This window comes from Micromonospora globbae (genome assembly GCF_003610785.1).
GTDB lineage: Bacteria > Actinomycetota > Actinomycetes > Mycobacteriales > Micromonosporaceae > Micromonospora > Micromonospora globbae.
In genome coordinates this window covers 29355-49602 of sequence record NZ_RAQQ01000002.1, presented here as the reverse complement: position 1 = coordinate 49602, position 20248 = coordinate 29355, and the positions used below count along the sequence as shown (strand labels likewise).

15 protein-coding genes, 1 pseudogene and 1 riboswitch are annotated in these 20248 nt (G+C 76.7%); of the genes and pseudogenes, 7 read left to right on the top strand and 9 right to left on the bottom strand.

Translation table 11 applies throughout. The features are described 5' to 3' along the window. Nucleotides 1-21: 21 nt before the first annotated feature. From D7I43_RS02605 to cobN, 4 genes and pseudogenes are all read right to left on the bottom strand, one after another. A complete protein-coding gene (locus tag D7I43_RS02605; RefSeq protein ID WP_240032789.1) occupies nt 22-1359 on the bottom strand; it encodes a cobyrinic acid a,c-diamide synthase CobB in 1338 nt (445 codons plus the stop codon). A 140-nt stretch (nt 1360-1499) separates the two neighbouring features. Next, on the bottom strand, nt 1500-2111 hold the full coding sequence (gene cobO, locus D7I43_RS02600) for a cob(I)yrinic acid a,c-diamide adenosyltransferase (protein WP_120326748.1): 612 nt from the start codon (nt 2109-2111) through the stop codon (nt 1500-1502). Nucleotides 2112-2248: 137 nt separating this feature from the next. Continuing rightward, a pseudogene (locus D7I43_RS02595) lies at nt 2249-4408 on the bottom strand (VWA domain-containing protein); the annotation flags it as partial. Nucleotides 4409-4437: 29 nt separating this feature from the next. Further along, a complete protein-coding gene (gene cobN / locus D7I43_RS02590; RefSeq protein WP_120326747.1) occupies nt 4438-8106 on the bottom strand; it encodes a cobaltochelatase subunit CobN in 3669 nt (1222 codons plus the stop codon). Between the two features lie 468 nt (nt 8107-8574). Continuing rightward, nucleotides 8575-8704: riboswitch (cobalamin riboswitch) on the bottom strand. A gap of 366 nt (nt 8705-9070) precedes the next feature. On the opposite strand from cobN, the gene D7I43_RS02580 reads away from it, so the two are divergent. Next, the gene (locus D7I43_RS02580; protein WP_120326745.1) at nt 9071-9778 is read left to right on the top strand and encodes an MBL fold metallo-hydrolase; all 708 of its coding nucleotides are present in this window, start codon (nt 9071-9073) and stop codon (nt 9776-9778) included. Between the two features lie 144 nt (nt 9779-9922). Here the strand turns inward: D7I43_RS02580 and D7I43_RS02575 are convergent, their stop codons facing one another. Beyond that, complete coding sequence (locus D7I43_RS02575; RefSeq protein ID WP_120326744.1) at nt 9923-10255, bottom strand: hypothetical protein; 333 nt, start codon at nt 10253-10255, stop codon at nt 9923-9925. A gap of 120 nt (nt 10256-10375) precedes the next feature. On the opposite strand from D7I43_RS02575, the gene D7I43_RS02570 reads away from it, so the two are divergent. Next, complete coding sequence (locus D7I43_RS02570) at nt 10376-11062, top strand: hypothetical protein (RefSeq protein ID WP_120326743.1); 687 nt, start codon at nt 10376-10378, stop codon at nt 11060-11062. 118 nt (nt 11063-11180) lie between these two features. Here D7I43_RS02570 and D7I43_RS02565 read toward each other — a convergent pair whose 3' ends face one another. Then, nucleotides 11181-12077 carry an aldo/keto reductase gene (locus D7I43_RS02565; protein WP_192902045.1) on the bottom strand — a complete coding sequence of 299 codons (897 nt, stop codon included), beginning with the start codon at nt 12075-12077 and terminating at the stop codon, nt 11181-11183. A gap of 108 nt (nt 12078-12185) precedes the next feature. Continuing rightward, nucleotides 12186-13424 (bottom strand): MFS transporter, encoded by a 1239-nt coding sequence (locus D7I43_RS02560; protein ID WP_120326742.1) that lies wholly within the window; start codon nt 13422-13424, stop codon nt 12186-12188. A 147-nt stretch (nt 13425-13571) separates the two neighbouring features. On the opposite strand from D7I43_RS02560, the gene D7I43_RS02555 reads away from it, so the two are divergent. From D7I43_RS02555 to D7I43_RS02545, 3 genes are read left to right on the top strand one after another with little or no spacing between them, the layout of a single operon-like run. Next, nucleotides 13572-14561, top strand: coding sequence for a LacI family DNA-binding transcriptional regulator (locus tag D7I43_RS02555; protein ID WP_120327058.1), 990 nt, complete (start codon nt 13572-13574; stop codon nt 14559-14561). Next, nucleotides 14554-14766 (top strand): hypothetical protein, encoded by a 213-nt coding sequence (locus D7I43_RS32660; protein WP_120326741.1) that lies wholly within the window; start codon nt 14554-14556, stop codon nt 14764-14766. The genes D7I43_RS02555 and D7I43_RS32660 overlap by 8 nt, the downstream gene beginning before the upstream one ends. 3 nt (nt 14767-14769) lie before the next feature. Then, nucleotides 14770-15474, top strand: coding sequence for an alpha/beta hydrolase (locus tag D7I43_RS02545; RefSeq protein WP_120326740.1), 705 nt, complete (start codon nt 14770-14772; stop codon nt 15472-15474). A gap of 3 nt (nt 15475-15477) precedes the next feature. Here D7I43_RS02545 and D7I43_RS02540 read toward each other — a convergent pair whose 3' ends face one another. After that, a complete protein-coding gene (locus D7I43_RS02540) occupies nt 15478-16602 on the bottom strand; it encodes an FUSC family protein (protein ID WP_120326739.1) in 1125 nt (374 codons plus the stop codon). Nucleotides 16603-16716: 114 nt separating this feature from the next. Between D7I43_RS02540 and D7I43_RS02535 the strand changes: the two genes are divergently transcribed. Beyond that, the gene (locus tag D7I43_RS02535) at nt 16717-17445 is read left to right on the top strand and encodes an HD domain-containing protein (RefSeq protein WP_120326738.1); all 729 of its coding nucleotides are present in this window, start codon (nt 16717-16719) and stop codon (nt 17443-17445) included. Nucleotides 17446-17717: 272 nt separating this feature from the next. Next, the gene (locus D7I43_RS02530) at nt 17718-18677 is read left to right on the top strand and encodes a hypothetical protein (RefSeq protein WP_120326737.1); all 960 of its coding nucleotides are present in this window, start codon (nt 17718-17720) and stop codon (nt 18675-18677) included. Nucleotides 18678-18690: 13 nt separating this feature from the next. Here the strand turns inward: D7I43_RS02530 and D7I43_RS02525 are convergent, their stop codons facing one another. Further along, complete coding sequence (locus D7I43_RS02525; RefSeq protein ID WP_204985146.1) at nt 18691-20139, bottom strand: Gfo/Idh/MocA family oxidoreductase; 1449 nt, start codon at nt 20137-20139, stop codon at nt 18691-18693. Between the last annotated feature and the right edge of the window lie 109 nt (nt 20140-20248).

Below are 20248 nucleotides of genomic sequence, written 5' to 3'. Positions count from 1 at the left end.
AACGCCGGACGGGCGGCGTGGTCAGCGGGCCGCCGCCTCGACCAGCCGCCGGGCGGCCCCGGGGTGGCCCGCCCAGTGCGTGTGCAGGTAGGAGGCGTGCACGAGGCCGTCGACGAAGCCGTGCGCGGCGCCGTCCCAGCGCCAGGCCGGGCGGTCGCCGTGGCGGGGATCGGTGACGGTGCGGTGGAACTCGTGGCCGCGTACCGGGTCGCCGGCGCCGGCGAGCGGCGAGTCGGCGGCGGCGACCGCCGCGCGGTAGCCGAGGGTGAGCGTGCCGGTCATCCGGGCGGCGAGGTCCAGCCGGCCGCACATGGGCACACCGTCGAGGGACCGGCCGAGGTAGAGCAGGCCGGCGCACTCGGCGACCACCGGGCCGCCGAAGCCGGCCAGCTCGGCGCGGAGCGCCGTGTTGGCGGCGAGCCGCTCGGCGTACGCCTCGGGGAAGCCGCCGCCGATCACCACGGCGCGGGTGCCGGCGGGCAGCGCCGGGTCGCGCAGCGGGTCCACGGTGACCACGCGGGCGCCGGCGGCGGTGAGCAGTTCGGCGGTCTCCGCGTACGCGAAGGTGAACGCCGGACCGCCGGCGACCGCGACCACCGGACGGGTGGTGCCGGCGGGGCCGCCGACGGCGGTGACCGGCTCCCACGCCGGCGCGGTGAGCGGCGGTGCGGTGCGCGCCAGGTCGCGCACCGCGTCGACGTCGACGGTGGACTCGACGAGGTCGGCGAGCGCGTCGACCACGGCGACGGATTCCGGCGCGCGTTCCGCGACCGGGACGAGGCCGAGGTGCCGTGCCGGCGCGGCCACCTCGGCGGTCCGGGCGAGCGCCCCCAGGACCGGCACGCCCACCTCGGCGAACGCGTCGCGCAGCAGGCGCTCGTGCCGGGGCGAGCCGACCCGGTTGAGGATCACGCCGCCGAGCCGGACGCGCGGGTCGAAGGCGGCCATGCCCAGCGCCGTCGCGGCGGCCGAACGGCCCTGGGCCGTCGTGTCCAGCACGAGCAGCACCGGGGCGTCGACCAGCCGGGCGACGTGGGCGGTGGAGGCGTACCCGCGGCGGCCGACCGCCCCGTCGTGCAGCCCCATGACGCCCTCGATGACAGCTATGTCGGCGGGGACGGGGGTGCGCGCCCCGTGCCGCAGCAGCGGCGCGATCCGCTCCTCGCCGACCAGCCACGGATCGAGGTTGCGGCCGGGACGGCCGGCCGCGAGCGCGTGGTAGCCGGGGTCGATGTAGTCGGGACCGACCTTGTGCGGGCTCACGGCGAGACCGCGGCGGCGCAGCGCGGCCAGCAGGCCGGTCGCCACCGTGGTCTTGCCGTGCCCGCTGGCCGGCGCGGCGACCACCACGCGGGGCAGCGCCCACGGCGGGGTGGGCTCCCCCGGGTGGCGGCGCGCCGCACCGGACGGCCGGGCGCGCGGCCCGGACCCGGCCGGCACGTCGGCGGACCCGGCCGGCACGTCGGCGGACCCGGCCGGCACGTCGGCGGGCCCGGGTGTCACCACTCGATGCCCTTCTGCCCCTTCTGGCCGGCGTCCATCGGGTGCTTGATCTTGGTGAGCTCGGCCACGAGGTCGGCCGCCTCGACGAGGCGGGGGTGGGCGTCCCGGCCCGTGATGACCACGTGCTGGAAGCCGGGGCGGCCGGCGAGCGTCTCGACCACCTCCTCGACGTCCACCCAGCCCCACTTCATCGGGTAGGTGAACTCGTCGAGCACGTAGAGCCCGTACCGCTGGGCGGCCAGGTCGCGCTGGATCTGCCGCCACCCCTCGAGGGCGTCGGCGGCGTGGTCGGCGCGGTCGCCCCGCTGGATCCAGGACCAGCCCTCGCCCATCTTGTGCCAGGTCACCGGGGCGCCCTGGCCGGTGCGCTCGTGGACCTCGCCGAGCGCGCGGAACGCGTTCTCCTCCCCCACCCGCCACTTGGCGCTCTTGACGAACTGGAAGACGCCGATCGGCAGCCCGGCGGTCCAGGCCCGCAGCGCCAGGCCGAAGGCGGCCGTCGACTTGCCCTTCATCTGTCCGGTGTGGACGACGAGCAGCGGGCGGTTGCGGCGCTGCCGGGTGGTGAGCCCGTCGGCGGGTACGTGGGACGGCTTGCCCTGCGGCATCAGGCGACGCTCCTTCGTGTCGTCACGCCCTCGACCAACTCCGCGATCTTGCGATTTGCGCCCCTCGTTCGCCCCGCTTCACCAGTTTTGTCGGGGCCGAAAGTGCAAGATCGCGGGGCGGTGGGGTGGGGGGTCGGGGTGGTCAGGGAAGTGAGGGGGGTCAGGGGGGCGCGCAGGTGGGTGGCCAGGCGCTGGGCCAGGTGGAGGCGGACCGAGCCGGACTCGCAGTCCACGACGACGCACGGGGCGCCCGTGGCGGCGAGCACGGCCGCCGCCCGGTCGGCGCGCAGCAGCGGACGTTCCCCGGCCGTGGCCCGCCCATCGGTGAGCACGAGCACCAGAGGGCGGCGTCTCGGGTCGCGCAGCCGCTCCACCCGCAGCAGCTCCGCCGCGGCGAGCAGTCCCTCGGCGAGCGGCGTACGGCCGCCGGTGGGCAGTTCCGCCAGCCGGGCCGAGGCGGCGAGCACCGACGAGGTGGCCGGCAGCAGGGTCTGCGCGCCGCTCCCGCGGAACGCGACCACCGCGACCTTGTCCCGCCGCTGGTACGCGTCGGTGAGCAGCGCGAGCACCGCCCCCTTGACGGCGGACATCCGCTCCCGGGCCCCCATCGACCCGCTCGCGTCGACCACGAACAGCACCAGGTTGCCCTCGCGGCCCTCGCGCACCGCCTCGCGCAGGTCGGCCGGCCGCAGGCGCAGCGGACCACCCCGCCGGCCCCGGTCGAGCTGGTGCGGCGCGGCGGCGCGCAGGGTCGCCGGAAGGTGCAGCGCGCCCGGACGGCCGGCAGGCAGCCGGGCGCCCGTGGTGCGGCCCCGCCCGGTACGCGCCCGCGAGCGCCGGCCCGGCACGCCGTCGCCGACGCCGGGTGCGGTGAGCAGCCGCGCCCGCAACCCTCCGACGGGTACGGCCACGGAACCCGGCCGGGGCATCCCCGCGCCGGCGCCCAGCGCGCCCCGCGCCGCCCCGTTCCCGGCGGCCGGGTCGGACCCGGAGCCCGCTCCGGCGTCCCCGCCCGGGGCCGGTCCGTCCGGGCCGGACCCGCCGTCGGGGCGGCGCCGGAGGTCGGCGTCGGCGCGGTCCGGGCCGGCGTCGTCGCGCCCGGCCGGCGGCGCGCCACCGCCGCGCGGATCACCGCCGCGCCGATCACCGCCGCGTGGGTCACCGCCGTCCGGGCCGCCGCCGCGTGGGTCACCGCCAGCGCCGCCGCCGGGCCCGCCACCGTCAACGCCGCCGGGCCCGCCACCGACGGGTCCACCGCCGTCCGGGTCGCCGCCGTCCGGGCCGCCGGACGGGCCGCCCGGCGGGTCGTCGTCGGGGTCGTCGCCGGCCCGCTCCAGGGCCTCGTCGAGCCGCTTCTCGTCCAGCCCCGGCGTGTCGAACGGGTCCCGGCGCCGCCGGTGCGGCAGGGCCAACCGGGCCGCCACCCGGACGTCCTCGACACCCACCCGGTCCCGGCCGTGCCAGGCGGCGTGCGCCATCGCGGTACGCGCCGTCACGATGTCGGCGCGCATCCCGTCCACGTCGAACGCGGCGCAGACCTCGGCGATCTGCCGCAGCGCCGCGTCCGGGAGCACCACCTCGTCGAGCCGGGCCCGCGCGGCGGCCACCCGCCCGGCGACCTCCGCCTCGGCGTCGGCCCAGCGGGCCGCGAAGCCGGCCGGGTCGGCGTCGGCGGCGAGGCGGCGGCGGACCACCTCGGCCCGGATCGCCGGGTCGCGGCTGGCCCCCACCTCGACGGTGAGCCCGAACCGGTCCAGCAGTTGGGGCCGCAGCTCCCCCTCCTCCGGGTTCATCGTGCCGACCAGCAGGAACCGGGACGCGTGGCTGACCGAGACGCCCTCGCGCTCGACGTGGCTGCGGCCCATCGCGGCGGCGTCGAGCAGCAGGTCCACCAGGTGGTCGTGGAGCAGGTTGACCTCGTCGACGTAGAGCACGCCGCGGTGCGCGGCGGCCAGCAGGCCCGGCTCGAAGGCGCGTACGCCCTCGCCGAGGGCCTTCTCCAGGTCGAGCGCGCCGACCACCCGGTCCTCGGCGGCGCCGACCGGCAGCTCCACCAGTCGGGCGGCCCGCCGCTGCACGGGCGCGCCGGCCGGGTGCGGGCCGTCCGGGCAGCCCGGGTCGGGCGCGGCCGGGTCACAGGCGAAACGGCAGTCGGCCACCTGGTCGACCGGGGGCAGCAGGGCGGCGAGCGCGCGGACGGCCGTCGACTTGGCGGTGCCCTTCTCGCCGCGGACGAGCACGCCGCCGATCGCCGGGCTCACGGCGTTCAGCAGCAGGGCCAGGCGCATGTCGTCCATGCCCAGCACGGCGGAGAACGGGAACGTGGTCACGCGCGGTCCTCCAGGTCACCCTCGCTGGCCAGGTACGTCTCGCGGAGCCGGTCCAGCGTGGCCGGCTCCGGTTCGGCCCACAGGCCCCGGTCGGCCGCCTCCAGGAGCCGTTCGGTGATGCCGCGCAGCGCCCACGGGTTGGACTCGGCGAGGAACTCCCGGGTGGTCGGGTCGAAGACGTACGCCTCGGCGAGCCGCTCGTACATCCAGTCGTCCACGACGCCCGCGGTGGCGTCGTAGCCGAACAGGTAGTCCACGGTGGCGGCCAGCTCGAACGCGCCCTTGTAGCCGTGCCGGCGCATCGCGGCGATCCACTTCGGGTTCACGACCCGGGCGCGGAAGACCCGCCGGGTCTCCTCGCCGAGCGTGCGGGTGCGCACGTCGTGCGGCATGGCCGAGTCGCCCACGTACGCGGCGGGCGCGGCGCCGGTGAGGTGGCGGACCATCGCCACCATCCCGCCGTGGTACTGGAAGTAGTCGTCGGAGTCGACGATGTCGTGCTCGCGGGTGTCCTGGTTCTTGACGGCCACCGCGATGCGGGCGAAGGAGCGCTCCATGTCGGCCCGCGCCTCCCGGCCGTCCAGCCCCCGGCCGTACGCGTAGCCGCCCCACACCGCGTACACCTGCGCCAGGTCGGCGTCGCTGCGCCAGTTCCGGGCGTCGATGAGCGGCAGCAGCCCGGCCCCGTACGCCCCGGGTTTGGAGCCGAAGATGCGGGCGGTGGCCCGCCGCTCGTCGCCGTGCTCGGCCAGGTCGGCGGCCACGTGGGCACGGACGTAGTTGTGCTCGTGCGGCTCGTCGAGGGCGGCGACCCGGCGTACGGCGTCGTCGAGGAGCGCCACCACGTGCGGGAAGGCGTCGCGGAAGAAGCCGGAGATCCGCACGGTGACGTCGATGCGGGGGCGGCCCAGGTCGGCGAGCGGCACCACCTCGACGCCGGTGACGCGGCGGGACCGGTCGTCCCAGGTGGGGCGGCAGCCGAGCAGCGCGAGGATCTCGGCGATGTCGTCGCCCTGCGTCCGCATGGCGCTGGTGCCCCAGACGGTGAGCCCGACCGAGCGCGGGTATTCGCCGGTGTCGGCGAGGTGCCGGGACAGCAGCGAGTCGGCCAGGGCCACGCCCACGTCCCAGGCGTTGCGGCTGGGGATGGCCTTCGGGTCGACCGAGTAGAAGTTCCGGCCGGTGGGGAGGACGTTGACGAGCCCCCGGGTGGGCGAGCCGGACGGTCCGGGCGGCACGAAGCGGCCCTGCAGCGCGGCGAGGGTGTGCGTCAGCTCGTCGGTGGTCGCGTCGAGCCGGGGCACGAGTTCGGTGGCGGCGAAGCGCAGCACCGCGGCGGCGTCCGGCAGGTCCCGGCCGGTCACCTCGGCGACGACCGCGTCGGCCTTGCCGGCGTCCCAGCCGAGGGTCTCCATGGCGACGACGAGCCGGCGCGCGAGGGCCTCGATCAGGTCGACGGTGTCGGCCGCCGTGGCGGACGGGCCGTCCACGGTGTCGGTGAGGGCCGCGGGGACGGCGACGCGCTCGCCGGGAGCCGCGAGCAGCGCGGCCTCGTCCAGCCCGTACGCGGTCGCGAGCGCCTGCCGCAGCCCCGGCAGGGCGCGGGCGCCGCCCCACACCTGCGGGGCGCGCAGCACGGCGAGGACGAGGTTGACGCGGGCGTCGCCGGTGGGCGCGGCGGCCAGCACGTGCAGGCCGTCGCGGATCTGCACGTCCTTGACCTCGCACAGGTACCCGTCGAGGTGCAGCACGAAGTCGTCGAACTCCTCGGCGGCGGGCATCCGCTCGGTGTGCAGGTCGTGGTGCAGCTCGGCCGCCCGGACCAGCTCCCAGATCTGCGCCTGCACGGTCGGCACCTTCGCCGGGTCGAGCGCCTGCACGGTGGCGTACTCGTCGAGCAGCTGCTCCAGCTTCGCGAGGTCCCCGTACGTCTCGGCGCGGGCCATCGGCGGCACCAGGTGGTCGACGACCACGGCGTGCGCGCGGCGCTTGGCCTGGGTGCCCTCGCCGGGGTCGTTGACGATGAACGGGTAGACCAGCGGCAGGTCACCGAGGACGGCGTCCGGTGCGCAGTCGGCGGCCAGCCCGAGGCCCTTGCCGGGCAGCCATTCGAGGGTGCCGTGCTTGCCGAGGTGCACCACGGCGTCGGCCCCGAACCCGCCGTCGGCCGGCGGCGCGGCCAGCCAGCGGTAGGCGGCCAGGTAGTGGTGGCTGGGCGGCAGGTCCGGGTCGTGGTAGATGGCGATGGGGTTCTCGCCGAAGCCGCGCGGCGGCTGGATGAGCAGGACCACGTTGCCGAAGCGCAGACCGGCCAGCACGATGTCTCCGCCGTCGGTGTACAGGTCGCCGGGCGGTTCGCCCCAGTGGGCGCGCATCCGTTCCCGCAGCGGCGCGGGGACCTGCGCGAACCAGCGCCGGTACACCTCGCCGGGCACCCGCGCCTCGGCGGCGGCGAGCTGCTCGGGGGTGAGCCACTCGACGTCGTGGCCGCCGGCCGCGATGAGGGCGTGGATCAGCGCGTCGCCGTCGTCGGGCGGCGGCGCGTCCCCCAGGTCGTAGCCGGCGTCGGCGAGCGCGCGCAGCAGCCGCACCGCGGACGCGGGGGTGTCCAGGCCGACGGCGTTGCCGACCCGGGAGTGCTTCGTCGGGTACGAGCTGAGGACGATCGCGAGGCGCTTGTCCGCGTTCGGCAGCCGCCGCAGCCGGGCCTGGCGTACGGCGATCCCGGCGACGCGGGCGGCGCGTTCGGGGTCGGCCGCGTACACGGAGAGGCCGTCGCCGTCGATCCGCTTGAACGAGAACGGCACGGTGATGACGCGCCCGTCGAACTCGGGGACGGCGACCTGCATGGCGGCGTCCAGCGGGGTCAGGCCGGCGTCGGACCCGGCCCACTGCTCGCGGGTGCTGGTCAGGCAGAGCGCCTGGACGACGGGTACGTCGAGCGAGGCCAGCGCGCCGACGTCCCAGGCGTCCTCGTCGCCGCCCGCGGAGGCGTCGGCGGCCACCGCCCCTCCGGCCGCGAGCACGGTGACCAGCAGCGCGTCGCACCGGGAGAGCAGCGCCATGGGGCCGGCGTCGGCGGCCAGCCCGCGCAGCGAACCACAGTAGACGGGCAGCGGGTTTCCGCCGGCCGCCTCGACGGCGTCGGCGAGGGTGTCCACGAAGGCCGTGTTGCCGGCCAGCGCGTGCGCCCGGTAGAAGACGATCCCGATCGTCGGCCGGTCGGCGCGCGCCGTCCGGTCGCCGTACACGCCGTACGCCGGGGTGGACGCCGGCGGCGCGAATCCCTCACCGGTGAGCAGCACGGTGTCGGAGAGGAAGCGCGCCAACTGGGCCAGGTTCTCCGGGCCGCCCTCGACGAGGTACGCGAGCGCCTGCGTGGCCACACCCACGGGCACCGTGGAGGCCGCCATCAGCTCCGCGTCCGGCGCCGGCTCCCCGCTCAGCACGACCGTCGGCACGCCCGAGGCGAGCACCGCGGCCAGCCCGTCCGGCCACGCCGGTCGGCCGCCCAGCAGCCGTACGACGGCCACGGCGACGCCGTCGAGCAGCGCGGGAACGGCCTCGGCGTCGACCCGGGCCGGGTTGGCCAGCCGGTAGTCGGCGCCGCTGGCGCGGGCGGCCAGCAGGTCGGTGTCGGAGGTGGACAGCAGCAGGATGCACACGGGTGGCTCCGGAGAGTGACGCCCGACCGCCGTACGGGACGAGCGGGCGGAGCGGGTGGGACAGCGCGGGAGGCCGCCGGGGTTCACCGCCGGCCGGCGGCGCGGGGTGGGGTCAGGGGGTGGAGCGGCTTCCGCGCGGCGTCGACGGCCGACCGGCCGAACGGTGGGGCGCGGTGGGGACGAGCGACGTGCCGCCGCTCGGGAGGGGGCGGGTGCCACCGACCGGGACGGCGGGGATGCCGGTGCCCGGGAGGGGGCGGGTGCCGCCGCTCGGGAGGGCGCGGGTGCCCGGGACGGCGCGCGTGCCGCCGTCGGTCGGGGCGGGGACGCCGGTGGGTCGGGTGCGGTGGGGCGCGAACGCGCCTCCCGCTGCGGGCCGGTCGCGGCGATCGCCGCCGGCGCGGTGGACGCGGTGCGTCATCGGGTCCTCCTCGGGTGTCCACGCCCTGGGGTCACTCCCGACGGCCGAAGTATCCTGGCTCCCGGATCGACGCTCACCCCCGGCCTTCCAACCGCGCACGCACGGCCGTGACTCGCGAGGGGGGATCACTCCCCGGTGACAGTGGCGGGACCGCGCCGGAATCGCACCGGCTTCCTTCACTGCCGTCAGGCCGCGAATGCTGCCACACGGCCGGACCCCGGGTCAACGCGCCACCGAGCCGCCGGCAGCGGCGCGACCAGCCACTGTGGAGGGCGTACGCCGGCGGGATCGGCCACGCGCGGCCGGTACGACGTACGGCGCGGCCGGTCCGCGACGCGTCGGTGCGGCGTACGGCGCCGCCGGTCCACGGCGCCGTCGGCGCGGCCGGCGCGGCCCACGCGACGGCGCGTCCGGCGCGGCGTACGGCACCGCGGGCGCGATGCGCGGCACGGTCGACGGGGGCGCGATGCGCGGCACGGCCGGCGCGACGCCTAGGATCGACGGGCACAGCGCGGGAACGTCGTCGGCGGGGGTGAGGTCGTCATGCGGTTCCACCGGCTCGCCGGGCGGGTCTGGCTCTACCCCGGCGATCCCGACCCGCTCGCCGTGCAGGCGGGTGTCGCCCTCGTGGCCGACGAACGCGGCAGCGTGCTCGTCGACGCGGGGCAGAGCCCCGCGCACGCCCGCGAGATCCGCGCCGCGCTGCACGCGGCGGGGCTGCCGGAGCCGCGATGGCTGGTCTACACCCACCACCACTGGGACCACGTCTGGGGCGCGTGCGCGTGGCCGGGCGTGGAGATCGTCGGGCACGTCAGCGGGCGGGAGCTGCTGCGGGAAGAGGCGGCCCGGCCGTGGAGCCACCGCTACCTGCGCGAGCAGGTGCGAGCGAGCCCCCGGCTCGCCCCGAGCTTCCGGGCGCGGGCCCTGGCCGTCGACTCGTGGGACGACTTCGCGGTGCTGCCGCCGACGCGTACCTTCACCGACGAGGACGACCTGCCGGTGGGCGTGCGCCTGCGGCACGTCGGCGGCGCGCACGCGCCCGACTCGACGGTGGTGCTGGTGCCGGACTCCGGCGTCATGCTGCTGGGCGACTGCTTCTACCCGCCGCCGGCCCACCTGCGCGAGCCCGACGACGGCCCCGACCTGGCCCTGGTCCGTCGGCTGCTCGACGACCACTACGACTGGTACGTCTCCAGCCACGCCGAGCCGATGACGCGCGCGCAGGCGCGGGCGCAGGTCGACGGGGCCTGACCGGCGACGGGCGCGACGCCCGGGGCGCTCGGCGGGCGTGACGCGGCCGGACGGCCCGCGGCGTCGCCAGGCGCGTCCCGACGCGGCCGGCTCGCGGCGTCGGCGGGCGTGGCACGGCGCGACGCGGCCGGGCGGCCCGCGGCGTCAGTGGGCGCGTCGCTCCGGGTGGGCCCGGTTCCAGGCCCGCATCCGCTCCGGGTAGCCGGTACGGGCGGCCTCGTACAGCGGGACGGCGTGCCGGCGCGCGATGGCGGCCGCGGCCCGGGGCGAGCCGGTGCGGCGGCGGATCCACTCCCCGTCGTGCGCGATCGCCACGACGGTCGTGTCCGTCGCCGTGGTCTCCGGTTCCAGGTAGAACTCGACGCCGTGCCGGCTCGTGACGAACGCCTCCAGCGCGGCCAGGTCGTCCCGGGTCGCCTCCCGGTCCAGCTTCGTCGGGGTCCCGTCGGCGCGGGACCGCCGGTTGAACCAGCCCATTCCCGGCTCCTCTCCCTCGGCGTGCCTCCCAGTGCAGCACCGTTTCCTGGCAATCGGCTGCGAGCCGGGTGGGAACGACCTGACCGTCGCCGGAGGCCGTGCCGGGGCTAGGCTCGGGCCGTGCTCGGGGATCCGGCGGCGGCGCGGAACAACGCCGAGTGGTGCGACATCGTCTGCGCGAGCCACGGCCTGGTCGGCCGGTTCGACGCGGACGCCTGGTCGGTGCCGCGCCGCTCCCCGCCCTGGTACCCGGACGCCGTCACGCTGCGTCCCGGCCTCGCCGCCGAGGCGGTGCTCGACCGGATCGACGCGGGCCCCGGCGCGTCGGTGAAGGACAGCTTCACCGACCTCGACCTGCGGCCGTACGGCTTCCGGGTGCTCTTCACGGCCCGGTGGATCCACCGCCCGCCGGTGGCCGCCCCCGCGCCACCGTCCGGCGCGGCGGACGGGCGTCCACCGCTGGCTCCCGTGACCACCCCCCACCGGTTGGCCGTGTGGGCCGCGGCGCACGGCGGGGGTGAGCTGTTCCGCCCGGCGCTGCTGGGCGACCCGCGGGTGACCGTGCTCGCCGTGTGGACGGCCGGTGGCGCCGTGGCGGGCGGGGCGGTGCTCAACCGCAGCGGCCCGGTGACCGGCGTCTCGAACGTCTTCGCCAGCGGCGCCGACGCGGCCGACGTCTGGGCCGCGGTCCACGCCGCCCGGCCCGGGGAACCGCTCGTCGGGTACGAGTCCGGCGACGACCTCACCGCCGCCGTGCGGGCGGGCTTCACGACCGGCGGACCGCTGCGGGTGTGGGTACGCGACTGACCCGGCCGCACGACACCGACGGTCCCGGCCCGGCCCGACGGACGGCCCGGCCCGGCGGAGGCCCGGCCCGGCCCGACGGAAGCCGAGCCGGGCGGCGTCGTCCCCGCCCCGCCGGGGGTCAGCCCAGCCGGGCCAGGTCCTCGGGTGTGAGCCGCAGCCCGGCGGCGGCGACGTTCGCCACCAGGTGCTCCGGGTCGCCCGTGCCGGGGATGGCGAGCACGTGCGGGCCCTGGTGCAGCGTCCAGGCCAGCCGCACCTGGTGCGGGGTCGCGTCGTGGGCACGGGCCACGGCGAGCAGGGCCTCGTTCCGCTCGGCCGTCGCTCCCGCCTCCCGCCGCGTGCCGGCGAGCGCGAAGAACGGCACGTACGCGATCCCGCGCGCGCCGCAGAGCCGGACGAACTCGTCGTCCTCCCGGTACGCGTCGACCCCGTACGCGTTCTGCACGCACACCACGGGCGCGATGTCGCGTACCTCGTCGAGGTGCTCGGGGCGGGCGTTGGAGAGCCCCAGGTGGCGGATCAGCCCGGCGGCGCGCAGGTCGGCGAGGGCGCCGAACCGCTCGGCGAGCGGCACCGCGGAGGGCCGCCGGTAGAGCCGCAGGTTCACGAGGTCGAGGTGGTCGCGCCCGAGCCGGCGCAGGTTCTCCTCGACCTGGGCGCGGAGCTGGGCCGGGGTGAGGGCCTCGGTGAAGCCGTCGCGCGGGTCGTACCCGGGACCGACCTTGGTGGCGATCACCAGGTCCGCCGGGTACGGGGCGAGGGCCGCGCGGATCAGCTCGGTGGCGTAGCGGGCGGGGCCGGTGCCGACCCGCAGGGTTCCGCCGGGTGAGACGTAGAAGGCGGCGGTGTCGATGTGGTTGACGCCCAGCTCGACCGCGCGGCGCAGCACGGTGAGGGCGCGGTCCCGGTCCGGGTCGGCGGTGATCCGCATCGAGCCGAACCCCATCCGGTTGACGGTGCGGTCTCCCAGCACCCAGGTTCCGGCGGCCGCTGCGGTGATCTCTTCGGTAGGCACCCGGCGAACCTAGCCAGCGGCGGGACGCGGCGCAGTCGGCCGCGCACCCGATACCGCTGGCTCCCGATCTCCACTAGCTTTGATGATGCGCCGCGGGACCGGACCGCGTCAGGGCCGGTCGCTCGACCGGGGTTCGCGCATCACCGGCACGAGCGCCAGCGTCGGCACGAGCAGCAGCGGCACCACGAGCAGGGCGTGCAGGATGCCCACCCGGTCACCGAGCAGGCCGAGCAGCGGCGGGCCGGCGAGGAACGCGGTGTAGCCGATCACGGCCACGACGCTGACCCGTACGGCCGCCTTCTCCTCCTCGTCCGCTGCGGCGCTCATGCCGACCGGGAAGCCGAGCGACGCCCCGATGCCCCAGAGCGCGACCCCGGCGACCGCCACCGGTCCCGAGCTGGCCAGGATCGCCAGCGCGGCGCCGACCGCGGCGAGCAGGATGGTGCCGATCAGCACCGGCACCCGGCCCCACCGGTCGATGGCGATCGTGCCGGCCGTACGCCCCAGCGTCATGCCGGCCACGAAGACGCCGAACACCGCCGCGCCGGCCGCCTCGCTCAGGTCGTGACCGTCGACGAAGGCCACCGCGAGCCAGTCGTTGGCGCTGCCCTCGGTGAACGCCATGACCAGCACCACGAGGCCGACCAGCAGGGTCCGCGGCTCCCGCCACGCCGCGAGCAGGGCCCGGCGCCGGGCCGCGTTCGACTGCGCCGGCGCGTCGGCGCCGGCCACGGCGGGCGGCAGGAACAGCCGGGCGCCCAGCAGGGTGCCGCCCAGCACCACCACGGCGACGGCGGCCAGGTGGGCGGCGACCGGGACGTCGAGCCGGGCGGCCCCGGCGCCCAGGCCGGCGCCGGCCACCGAGCCGAGGCTCCAGGCCGCGTGGAAGCGGGGCATGACCGTACGCCCCAGGCGCCGCTCGACCGTCGCCCCCTCGACGTTCATGGCCACGTCGCAGGTGCCGGAGCCGTAGCCGAAGGCGAACAGGCCGAGGGCGACGGCGATCGGCGAGTGCGTGAGGCCGGTGGCCAGCCCCGCCCCGGTGAGGCCCACGGCGACCACCGCGGTCGAGAGGCGGACGGTGCGCGCCGCGCCGAGCCGCTGGCTGACCAGCCCGGCGGTGGGCATGGCGAGCAGCGAGCCGGCCGAGACGGCCAGCAGGAGCAGCCCGAGCTGCCCGGCGCTGAGCCCGAGCGCCTCGCGGGCGGCGGGAACCCGGGAGAACCAGGTCGCCACGGCGAGCCCGTTGAGGGCGAAGACGACGGCCACGCCGTTGCGGGCGGACCGCACCGCTCGGGATACGGCCGGTGCGGTCGCGTCGACGGATGGCGCGGTGGCGGGGCTCACGGGGTGCGGGTTCCTTCCTGGGATCTTTCCGGTCACCCCGATCCGACACCTGAGAGCGCTCTCACCTCAAGCTGGTTACGGAGGTACCGCTCGTCACACCCGGGAGGGATGATGCCCGAGAGTACCCGCACCACCTGGGAGGACGAGATGACGACCGCGGCCGCACGACCCGCAACCCTGGAGGATGTCGCCCGGGCCGCCGGCGTGTCCCGCTCGACCGCGTCCCGCGTGATCGCCGGCACGGGCGCCGCGTCGCCGGAGGCCCGCGACCGGGTCGCCGCCGCCGCCGACCGGCTCGGCTACGTGCCGAACGCGGCCGCCCGGGCGCTGGTCCGCGGTGCGGGCGTCCGGCTCGCCGTGGCGGTCACCGGCACCACGTCGGCCGTCCTCGAGGACCCGTACGTGGCCCGGGTGGTGGCCGCCGCCGCCCAGGTCGGCACCCCGCACGGGATCGGGGTGAGCCTGCACTGGCTGCCACGCAGCGCCCCGCAGGCGCTGCGCGAGCTCGCGTACGACCGGGGCGTCTGCGGGATCGTCCTGGTCAACACCACCGGGTCGGTGCTCGACGCGGTGCCCCGGTCGCTGCGCGGGCGGGTCGCCTCGATCGGCATCGGCTCGCGCACCGTCCCCGCGTTCGACGTCGACAACGGCGGCGGCACGACGGCGGTGCTGCACCACCTCTACGCCACGGGCCGGCGCCGCATCGCCATGGTGACCGGTCCCCGCTGGCTGATGTGCGCGGGGCGGTCCGTGCGCGCCTACCGGCAGATGGTCCGGGAGGCGGGGCTGCCGGTGCGCCTGGTGCGCGGCGACTTCACACCGGCACGGGGGCGGGCGGCCGCCGTCGAGGTGATGGAGCGCTGGCCCGACACGGACGCCATCTTCGCGGCGAGCGACCCCACGGCGCTCGGTGTGATCGCCGGCCTGCGCCGGCGGGGCGTGCGGGTGCCGGGCGACGTGGCGGTGGCCGGGTTCGACGACATCCCGCTCGCCGAGCTGAACACCCCCGCGTTGACCACGGCGAGCCACCCCGTCGGGCGGATCGCCACCGCGGCCGCGCAGGCGGTGCTCGACCGGCGTCCGGTCCCGCCGGCGACGTTCTTCCCGTCCGCGCTGGTGGCCCGCGACAGTGCCTGAACGCCGGCACGGCGGGCGGCGGCACCACGGCGGCGGCGACCCGTGGGCGGCGGCCCGGCGGCTGACCGGCGGCGCGCGGCGGCACGGCGACCCCACGGCGGGCGGCGGCACGTGGCGGCCGACCGGCGGGCGGCGGGCCCGGCGGCGGTTAACCGGCGGGCGGCCGGGTAACCGCGGCACCACACCCGACGACGAGGAGCGGTGATCTGTGTCCGAGCCCGCGCCGCCGCACCGGCAGCCGGAGGAGAACCCCCGGCACGGACGGCTCACCGCCCGGCCCGCCGCGCCCGTGGGCCCGGCGACCGCCGGCCTGCTGCCGCTCACCGACGCCGCCGGCGGGCCCCTCGCCCTCCTCTACGCCCCGGCGCCGGCCGGCGACCGGCCGTACCGTCTCGTGGTGCTGCTGCACGGCGCCGGCGGCTCGGCACGCCAGGGGCTGGACCTGCTGCTCCCGGTCGCCGACGCGCACCACCTGCTGCTGGTGGCGCCGCAGGCGGTGGCGAGCAGCTGGGACCTGATCGGCGAGGGGTTCGGGCCGGACGTGCGGCGCATCGACGCCGTGCTGGAGTCGGTCTTCGCCGGGTACCCGGTGCGGGACGTGACGCTCGGGGGCTTCTCCGACGGCGCGTCGTACGCGCTCTCGCTCGGCCTCACCAACGGCGACCTGGTGGCCGGCGTGGTGGCCTTCTCCCCCGGGTTCGCGGCGCCGCTGGTGACCCACGGCCGGCCCCGGATCTTCGTCTCGCACGGCGTCGGCGACCGCGTCCTGCCGATCGACGTGTGCAGCCGGCGGCTGGTGCCCCGGCTGCACGGCCTCGGCTACGACGTGGCGTACCGGGAGTTCCCCGGCGGCCACGAGGTGCCCGGGGAGATCCGGGACGCCGCCGCCGACTGGCTGGACGCGCTCTCCTGAGGGTCAGACCGGCGGCAGTCCGAGGGCCTGGTCGACCCGGCCGAGGACGGCGGCGTCGTCCTCCACGCCGAGCCCGCGCAGCAGGTCGATCGCGGTCGCCCGGACCTGCCCGATGATCATGGCGAGTGGCAGGGACGGGCCGGCGGCGTAGAGGCGGCCGGCCGTGCGTACGGCGTCGAGCGCGGCCTCGTCCGCCCGCGCGGCGTGCCCGTCGGCGGCCTCCTCGTGCCCCTGCAGGTCGGCGGCGAGCGCCTCCCCGGCGGCCCGGACCGCGTCGGCGAGGCAGCGCAGCGCCACCCCCAGGTCGGCGGGCACCGGCGACGGTTGCCGGCTCAGCGTCACGCCGGCGCGGGCGAGCACCCGGACGTTGCGGACGGCGTAGTCGATCTGCTGGATCGAGCTGTCGACCGAGCGCAGCCGTCCGAGGTGCCGCCGGCGGCGCAGGTTCAGCCACAGCGCCTCGCCGGCGGCGAGCACCCCCTCGCGGAGGCGGTCGATCCGGGCGTCCATCCCCCGGGCCTGGGCCAGCGCGGCGAGCGCCGCCCGTTCGTCGTGCCGGTCCAGCGCGTCGGAGATGCCGGCGAGCAGCCCGCCCATCTCGTCGAACGTGCCCCGGACCTCGGCGATGAGCGGGGCCAGCGGCCGTCGGGCGTCGACCAGTTGGCTGACGGCGAGCGCCACCGCGCCGCCGATCAGCGCGTCGACGAACCGGAACGGCACCAGCGACTCGGTGGGCGGCGCGACCACCACCAGGTAGAGGGCGGAGACGGCGGCCTGCACGAGGGTCACGCCGGTCGCGCCGACGGCCGCCGCGAGGACGACGGTGAGCAGGATCACCGTGAAGACGGTCCAGGTGCTGCCCCGACCCAGCGCCTGGATGACGACGTCGGCCACGAGCACCCCGCCGGCCACGCCGAGCACCACCTCGACGGCCCGGCGCAGCCGCTGCCCGCGGGCCTGCCCGAGGACGATCAGCGCGGCGGCCGGGGCGAAGAAGGGCTGCGGGTGCCCCACGAGCCGGGTGGCGAGGATCCAGGCGACGGTGGCGGCGACGGTCGCCTCGACCACCGGCCACCAGCGCTGGCGCAGCCGCCCCGCGGCCACCCGCAGCCAGCTCAACCGGGCCATCGCCACCTCCTTCCCACCGGTTCCCGGACGTACGCGATCGTCCACCATCGGCCGCTGGTCGCGTCGCCGGGGCGGCGCACCGCCGCCGTGGTGAAGATCGGCTATAAGTGACGCATGGACTTCCCGCCGTACCTGGGCAGCATGCCGATGCACGCGATCACGGAGATCCACGGCGAGCCCGGACTGCTGGAGCGCTTCCGGCTGGAGATCCGGTCCTTCGACGCGGCGGCCCGGCAGCGGTTGACCGCCGCGCTCGACCTCGCCGCCGAGCTGCACCGCGACGACCGGCGGGTCCGCGAGCCGTACCTCAACCACCTGCTGCGGGTCGCCATCCGGATGATGCACCACTACCAGGTGCGGGACGTGGACGTGATCGTCGCCGGGCTGCTGCACGACGCCGTCGAGGACCACCCGGTCGAGCTGGCCGGCGACGCCGCCGGCGACGACCCCACGGCCGCCGCGCTGGCCGCGCTCGCCGCCCGGTTCGGTGCGCGGGTCGCGCGCCTGGTGGCGGCGGTCACCAATCCGGCGTACGACCCGGCGCGCGACCGCAACGAGCAGTACCGCGAGCACGTGGCGGCCAGCCTCGACCGGGAGCCCTGGGCACGGGTCATCAAGGTGTCGGACTTCACGGACAACGGGGTGGGCGTCATCCACATGGTCGGTCCGAAGGTCGAGTCGTCGGCGCGCAAGTACCGCCCCCTCGTGCCGGTGTTCCGCGAGCTGGTCAGCCGGCCCGACACGCCCCTCTCGGCGGACGTGAAGCGGCACATCCTCGCCCAGCTCGACCTCGCCGAGGAGCGGTTCAGCGCCATCCTGGACCAGCCCGCCCACCGCCACTGACCGGCGGCGCCCCACCGCCGGCGGCGGACGGGCGCCCGCGGACGCCGCCGCGCCGCCCCTGGCACGTACCCCCGCGGCCGGCACGACCGGCGAAGCCGGCCGGACCTCGTTGCGTGGCCGTCACTTCCCGGGGTCGGTGAGCCGTTGTTCACATGGGGGCACGACGTGGGCCGGCACGGCGCCGGGCCAGCGGCAGGACGTGGGCCGGCGGGACGTGGGCCGGCGGGGCGTCGCGGTGCCCGGGCAGCGGGTCCGGCGGAGGGAGGGGCGGCATGGCGGACAACCCCGATCCCGCCCCGGCGGCCGGCGGGGGCCCTCCCCCGGACGCCCGGACCGGGCAGCGCTGGCGCCGCTGGGGCGAGAACGCCCTCACGACCGGCGCGCGGCTGAGCGTCGAGACCGGGCAGTGGCTGTCACGGCGCTGGGGGCAGGTCGTCGCGCTGCTGCGGGGCATGGAGCCCGCCACGGCGTTCGGGCCGCCCCCTCCCCCACCCGGGCGCCTCACCGAACGGCGCGACGCGGAACTCGCCGTCCCCGCCCAGGGCTACGTGTACGTCTTCCACGTGCGCGCCAGCCTCATGTGGTGGTCCGAGGGATTGCGCCCGGAGGACCTGAGCTGGCACGCGCACTACTTCCAGCCGCACGCCGTCCAGAAGCTGACCCGCCTGGCGGCGGACCTCGCCCGCACGCTTCCGCCGCACCGGGCCGGCGACCTCGAGGTACGCCTCCAACGGGCGGTCGACGCGGCGGACTGGACCTTCTCGCGGGGCGCCAAGACCGTCACGTGTGAACCGGAGATCCGGGTACGGCTCGACGAGCGGGTCCGGCGGGCCCTGCTGCCGTACTCGGAGCGGCTCGTGACCCTCGAATCCGAGTACGAGCTGCACCTGGCCCGGGCGCGCAGGGCGGAGCAGCTCGCCCGCCGCTGGACGGGCATCCTCCAGGAGTTCGCCGCCGGCCCGGTCCCCGCGGCGGCCGGCCCGACCGCGGAGGAGAACGTCGTCGACGCCGTACGCCGGATGACGGCCCTGCAGAAGATCGCCGCACGGTGGGTGGAGGAGCTGCTGAGGGACCGGCCACGCACCGACGAGTCCCGCCCCGCCGGGCGGCGGGGCGACGCGGTGACGCGGCAGCCGCCGGACCGGGCGCGGGACGTACCCAAGCAACCCGGCCCGGCGGCGGGGTCGGGCGACGCGGTCGCTCCCGACCCCGACGCACCGCGTCAGGCGTGACCGGCTGACGGTCTCAGCGCTCCGTCAGCCACGGGTCGTCGGGCTTGGGCCGGTCGAACGTGGGCCGCGCCTTGCGCCAGTGCCCGCGGGTGAAGTCCGGCACCTTGACCGGGCGCATCCGGCCGCTCTTCAACGACTCGTGGCTGAGCGGGATCACCGAGCACCACGCCGCCGAGTCGTAGACGTCGATGTCGGGGGTCATGCCGAGCCGCATCGTCTGGATGAGACGCCAGATGGAGACGAAGTCGCCGCCGCCATGGCCGCCGTACTGGTCGGCGAGGTTCTCCAGCGTGGGCCACAGCCAGTGGTCGTGCTGCCGCAGGATCGCGGTGTAGTCGTTGCCGGTCCGCCAGGTGTGGTTCTGGTGGCCGAGCGATTCGAGGTAGACCCGGGCGTTGTCCAGCTCGATCGACCCCCGCGTGCCGGTGAGGGTGGTCTCGCGGGTGTACGGGTGGGGCGAGTTGACGTCGTGCTCGACGCGGATGAACCGGCCGCTGGTGGTCGTGACGAAGCAGGTGTGCCGGTCGCCGGAGATGTAGGGCTTGTCGTCCCAGGACGAGTGGTCGGGCCCGACCCGCGGGTCCTCGGCGCGGAACAGGGCCAGCGCCTTGGGTGCGGACGCCACGGCGATCAGCTCCTCGAACCGGTCGCCCCGGTTGATGCCGAGGGCCGCCGCGACCGGCCCGAGGCCGTGCGTCGGGTAGTGCGAGGCGTTCATCCTGGTCTGCCAGCGGCGACGCCAGTGCTCGGGGTGGTACGCCCCGCCGAACAGGTACGGCCAGCGCAGGTCGTGGACGTACCCGCCGGAGGCGTGCTGGAGGTCGCCGAAGAGCCCCTGCCGGGCCATGGTGAACATGGCCAGCTCGGGTCGGAAGTAGTTGACGTTCTCCAGCAACACGCAGTGCTTCCGGGTCCGTTCGGAGGTGCGGACGAGGTCCCAGATCTGGTCGAGGTACGGCGCGATCGGCAGCTCGACGGCGACGTGCTTGCCGTGCTCCATGGCCGCCTTGGCCATGGGGTGGTGCCACTCCCAGGGGGTGGCGATGTAGACGAGGTCGATGTCGTCGCGGCGCAGGAGGTTGAGGTAGTCCTCCTCGCCGTTGGAGTAGCCGGCGGGTGGGGTGTCCTGGAAGCCCTGCTCCATGATCCGGCTGATCGTCCGGTCGACCCGCTCGGGTCGGATGTCGCAGACGGCGGTCACCGTGGCCACGGCGCCGAACCGCCGGTCCTGGTCGCCGCCCCGGTTGCCGAGGCCGATGAGCCCGACGCGTACCTGCGCGAAGCCTTCGAACGGGACGTCGACCATGCTCTTCTCGTCCCTGCCACGGGCGGGTTCGGTGCCGCCCGGGACGGCCGCCGCGGGCGCGCCGACGGCGCCGGTGAGGCCGGCCGCGGCGCCCAGCACGGCACCGGACCGGAGCAGGTCACGGCGGGACGGATTGTAGTGAGCTGGCGGGGCCACAGTGATCACTCCCAACATGACGGGGCCTGATCGAACGTGTACGGTTACGCCGATCATCGATCAGTGTCAATCACATATCGATCGATGGCAAGAGGGGAGATCCGCGAGG

Bases quoted from the DNA above. Each gene is read 5' to 3' on its own strand.
- cobO (WP_120326748.1), bottom strand. From the start codon at position 2,111: ATGCCGCAGGGCAAGCCGTCCCACGTACCCGCCGACGGGCTCACCACC.
- D7I43_RS02580 (WP_120326745.1), top strand. From the start codon at position 9,071: ATGCGGTTCCACCGGCTCGCCGGGCGGGTCTGGCTCTACCCCGGCGAT.
- D7I43_RS02575 (WP_120326744.1), bottom strand. From the start codon at position 10,255: ATGGGCTGGTTCAACCGGCGGTCCCGCGCCGACGGGACCCCGACGAAG.
- D7I43_RS02555 (WP_120327058.1), top strand. From the start codon at position 13,572: ATGACGACCGCGGCCGCACGACCCGCAACCCTGGAGGATGTCGCCCGG.
- D7I43_RS02540 (WP_120326739.1), bottom strand. From the start codon at position 16,602: ATGGCCCGGTTGAGCTGGCTGCGGGTGGCCGCGGGGCGGCTGCGCCAG.
- D7I43_RS02535 (WP_120326738.1), top strand. From the start codon at position 16,717: ATGGACTTCCCGCCGTACCTGGGCAGCATGCCGATGCACGCGATCACG.
- D7I43_RS02530 (WP_120326737.1), top strand. From the start codon at position 17,718: ATGGCGGACAACCCCGATCCCGCCCCGGCGGCCGGCGGGGGCCCTCCC.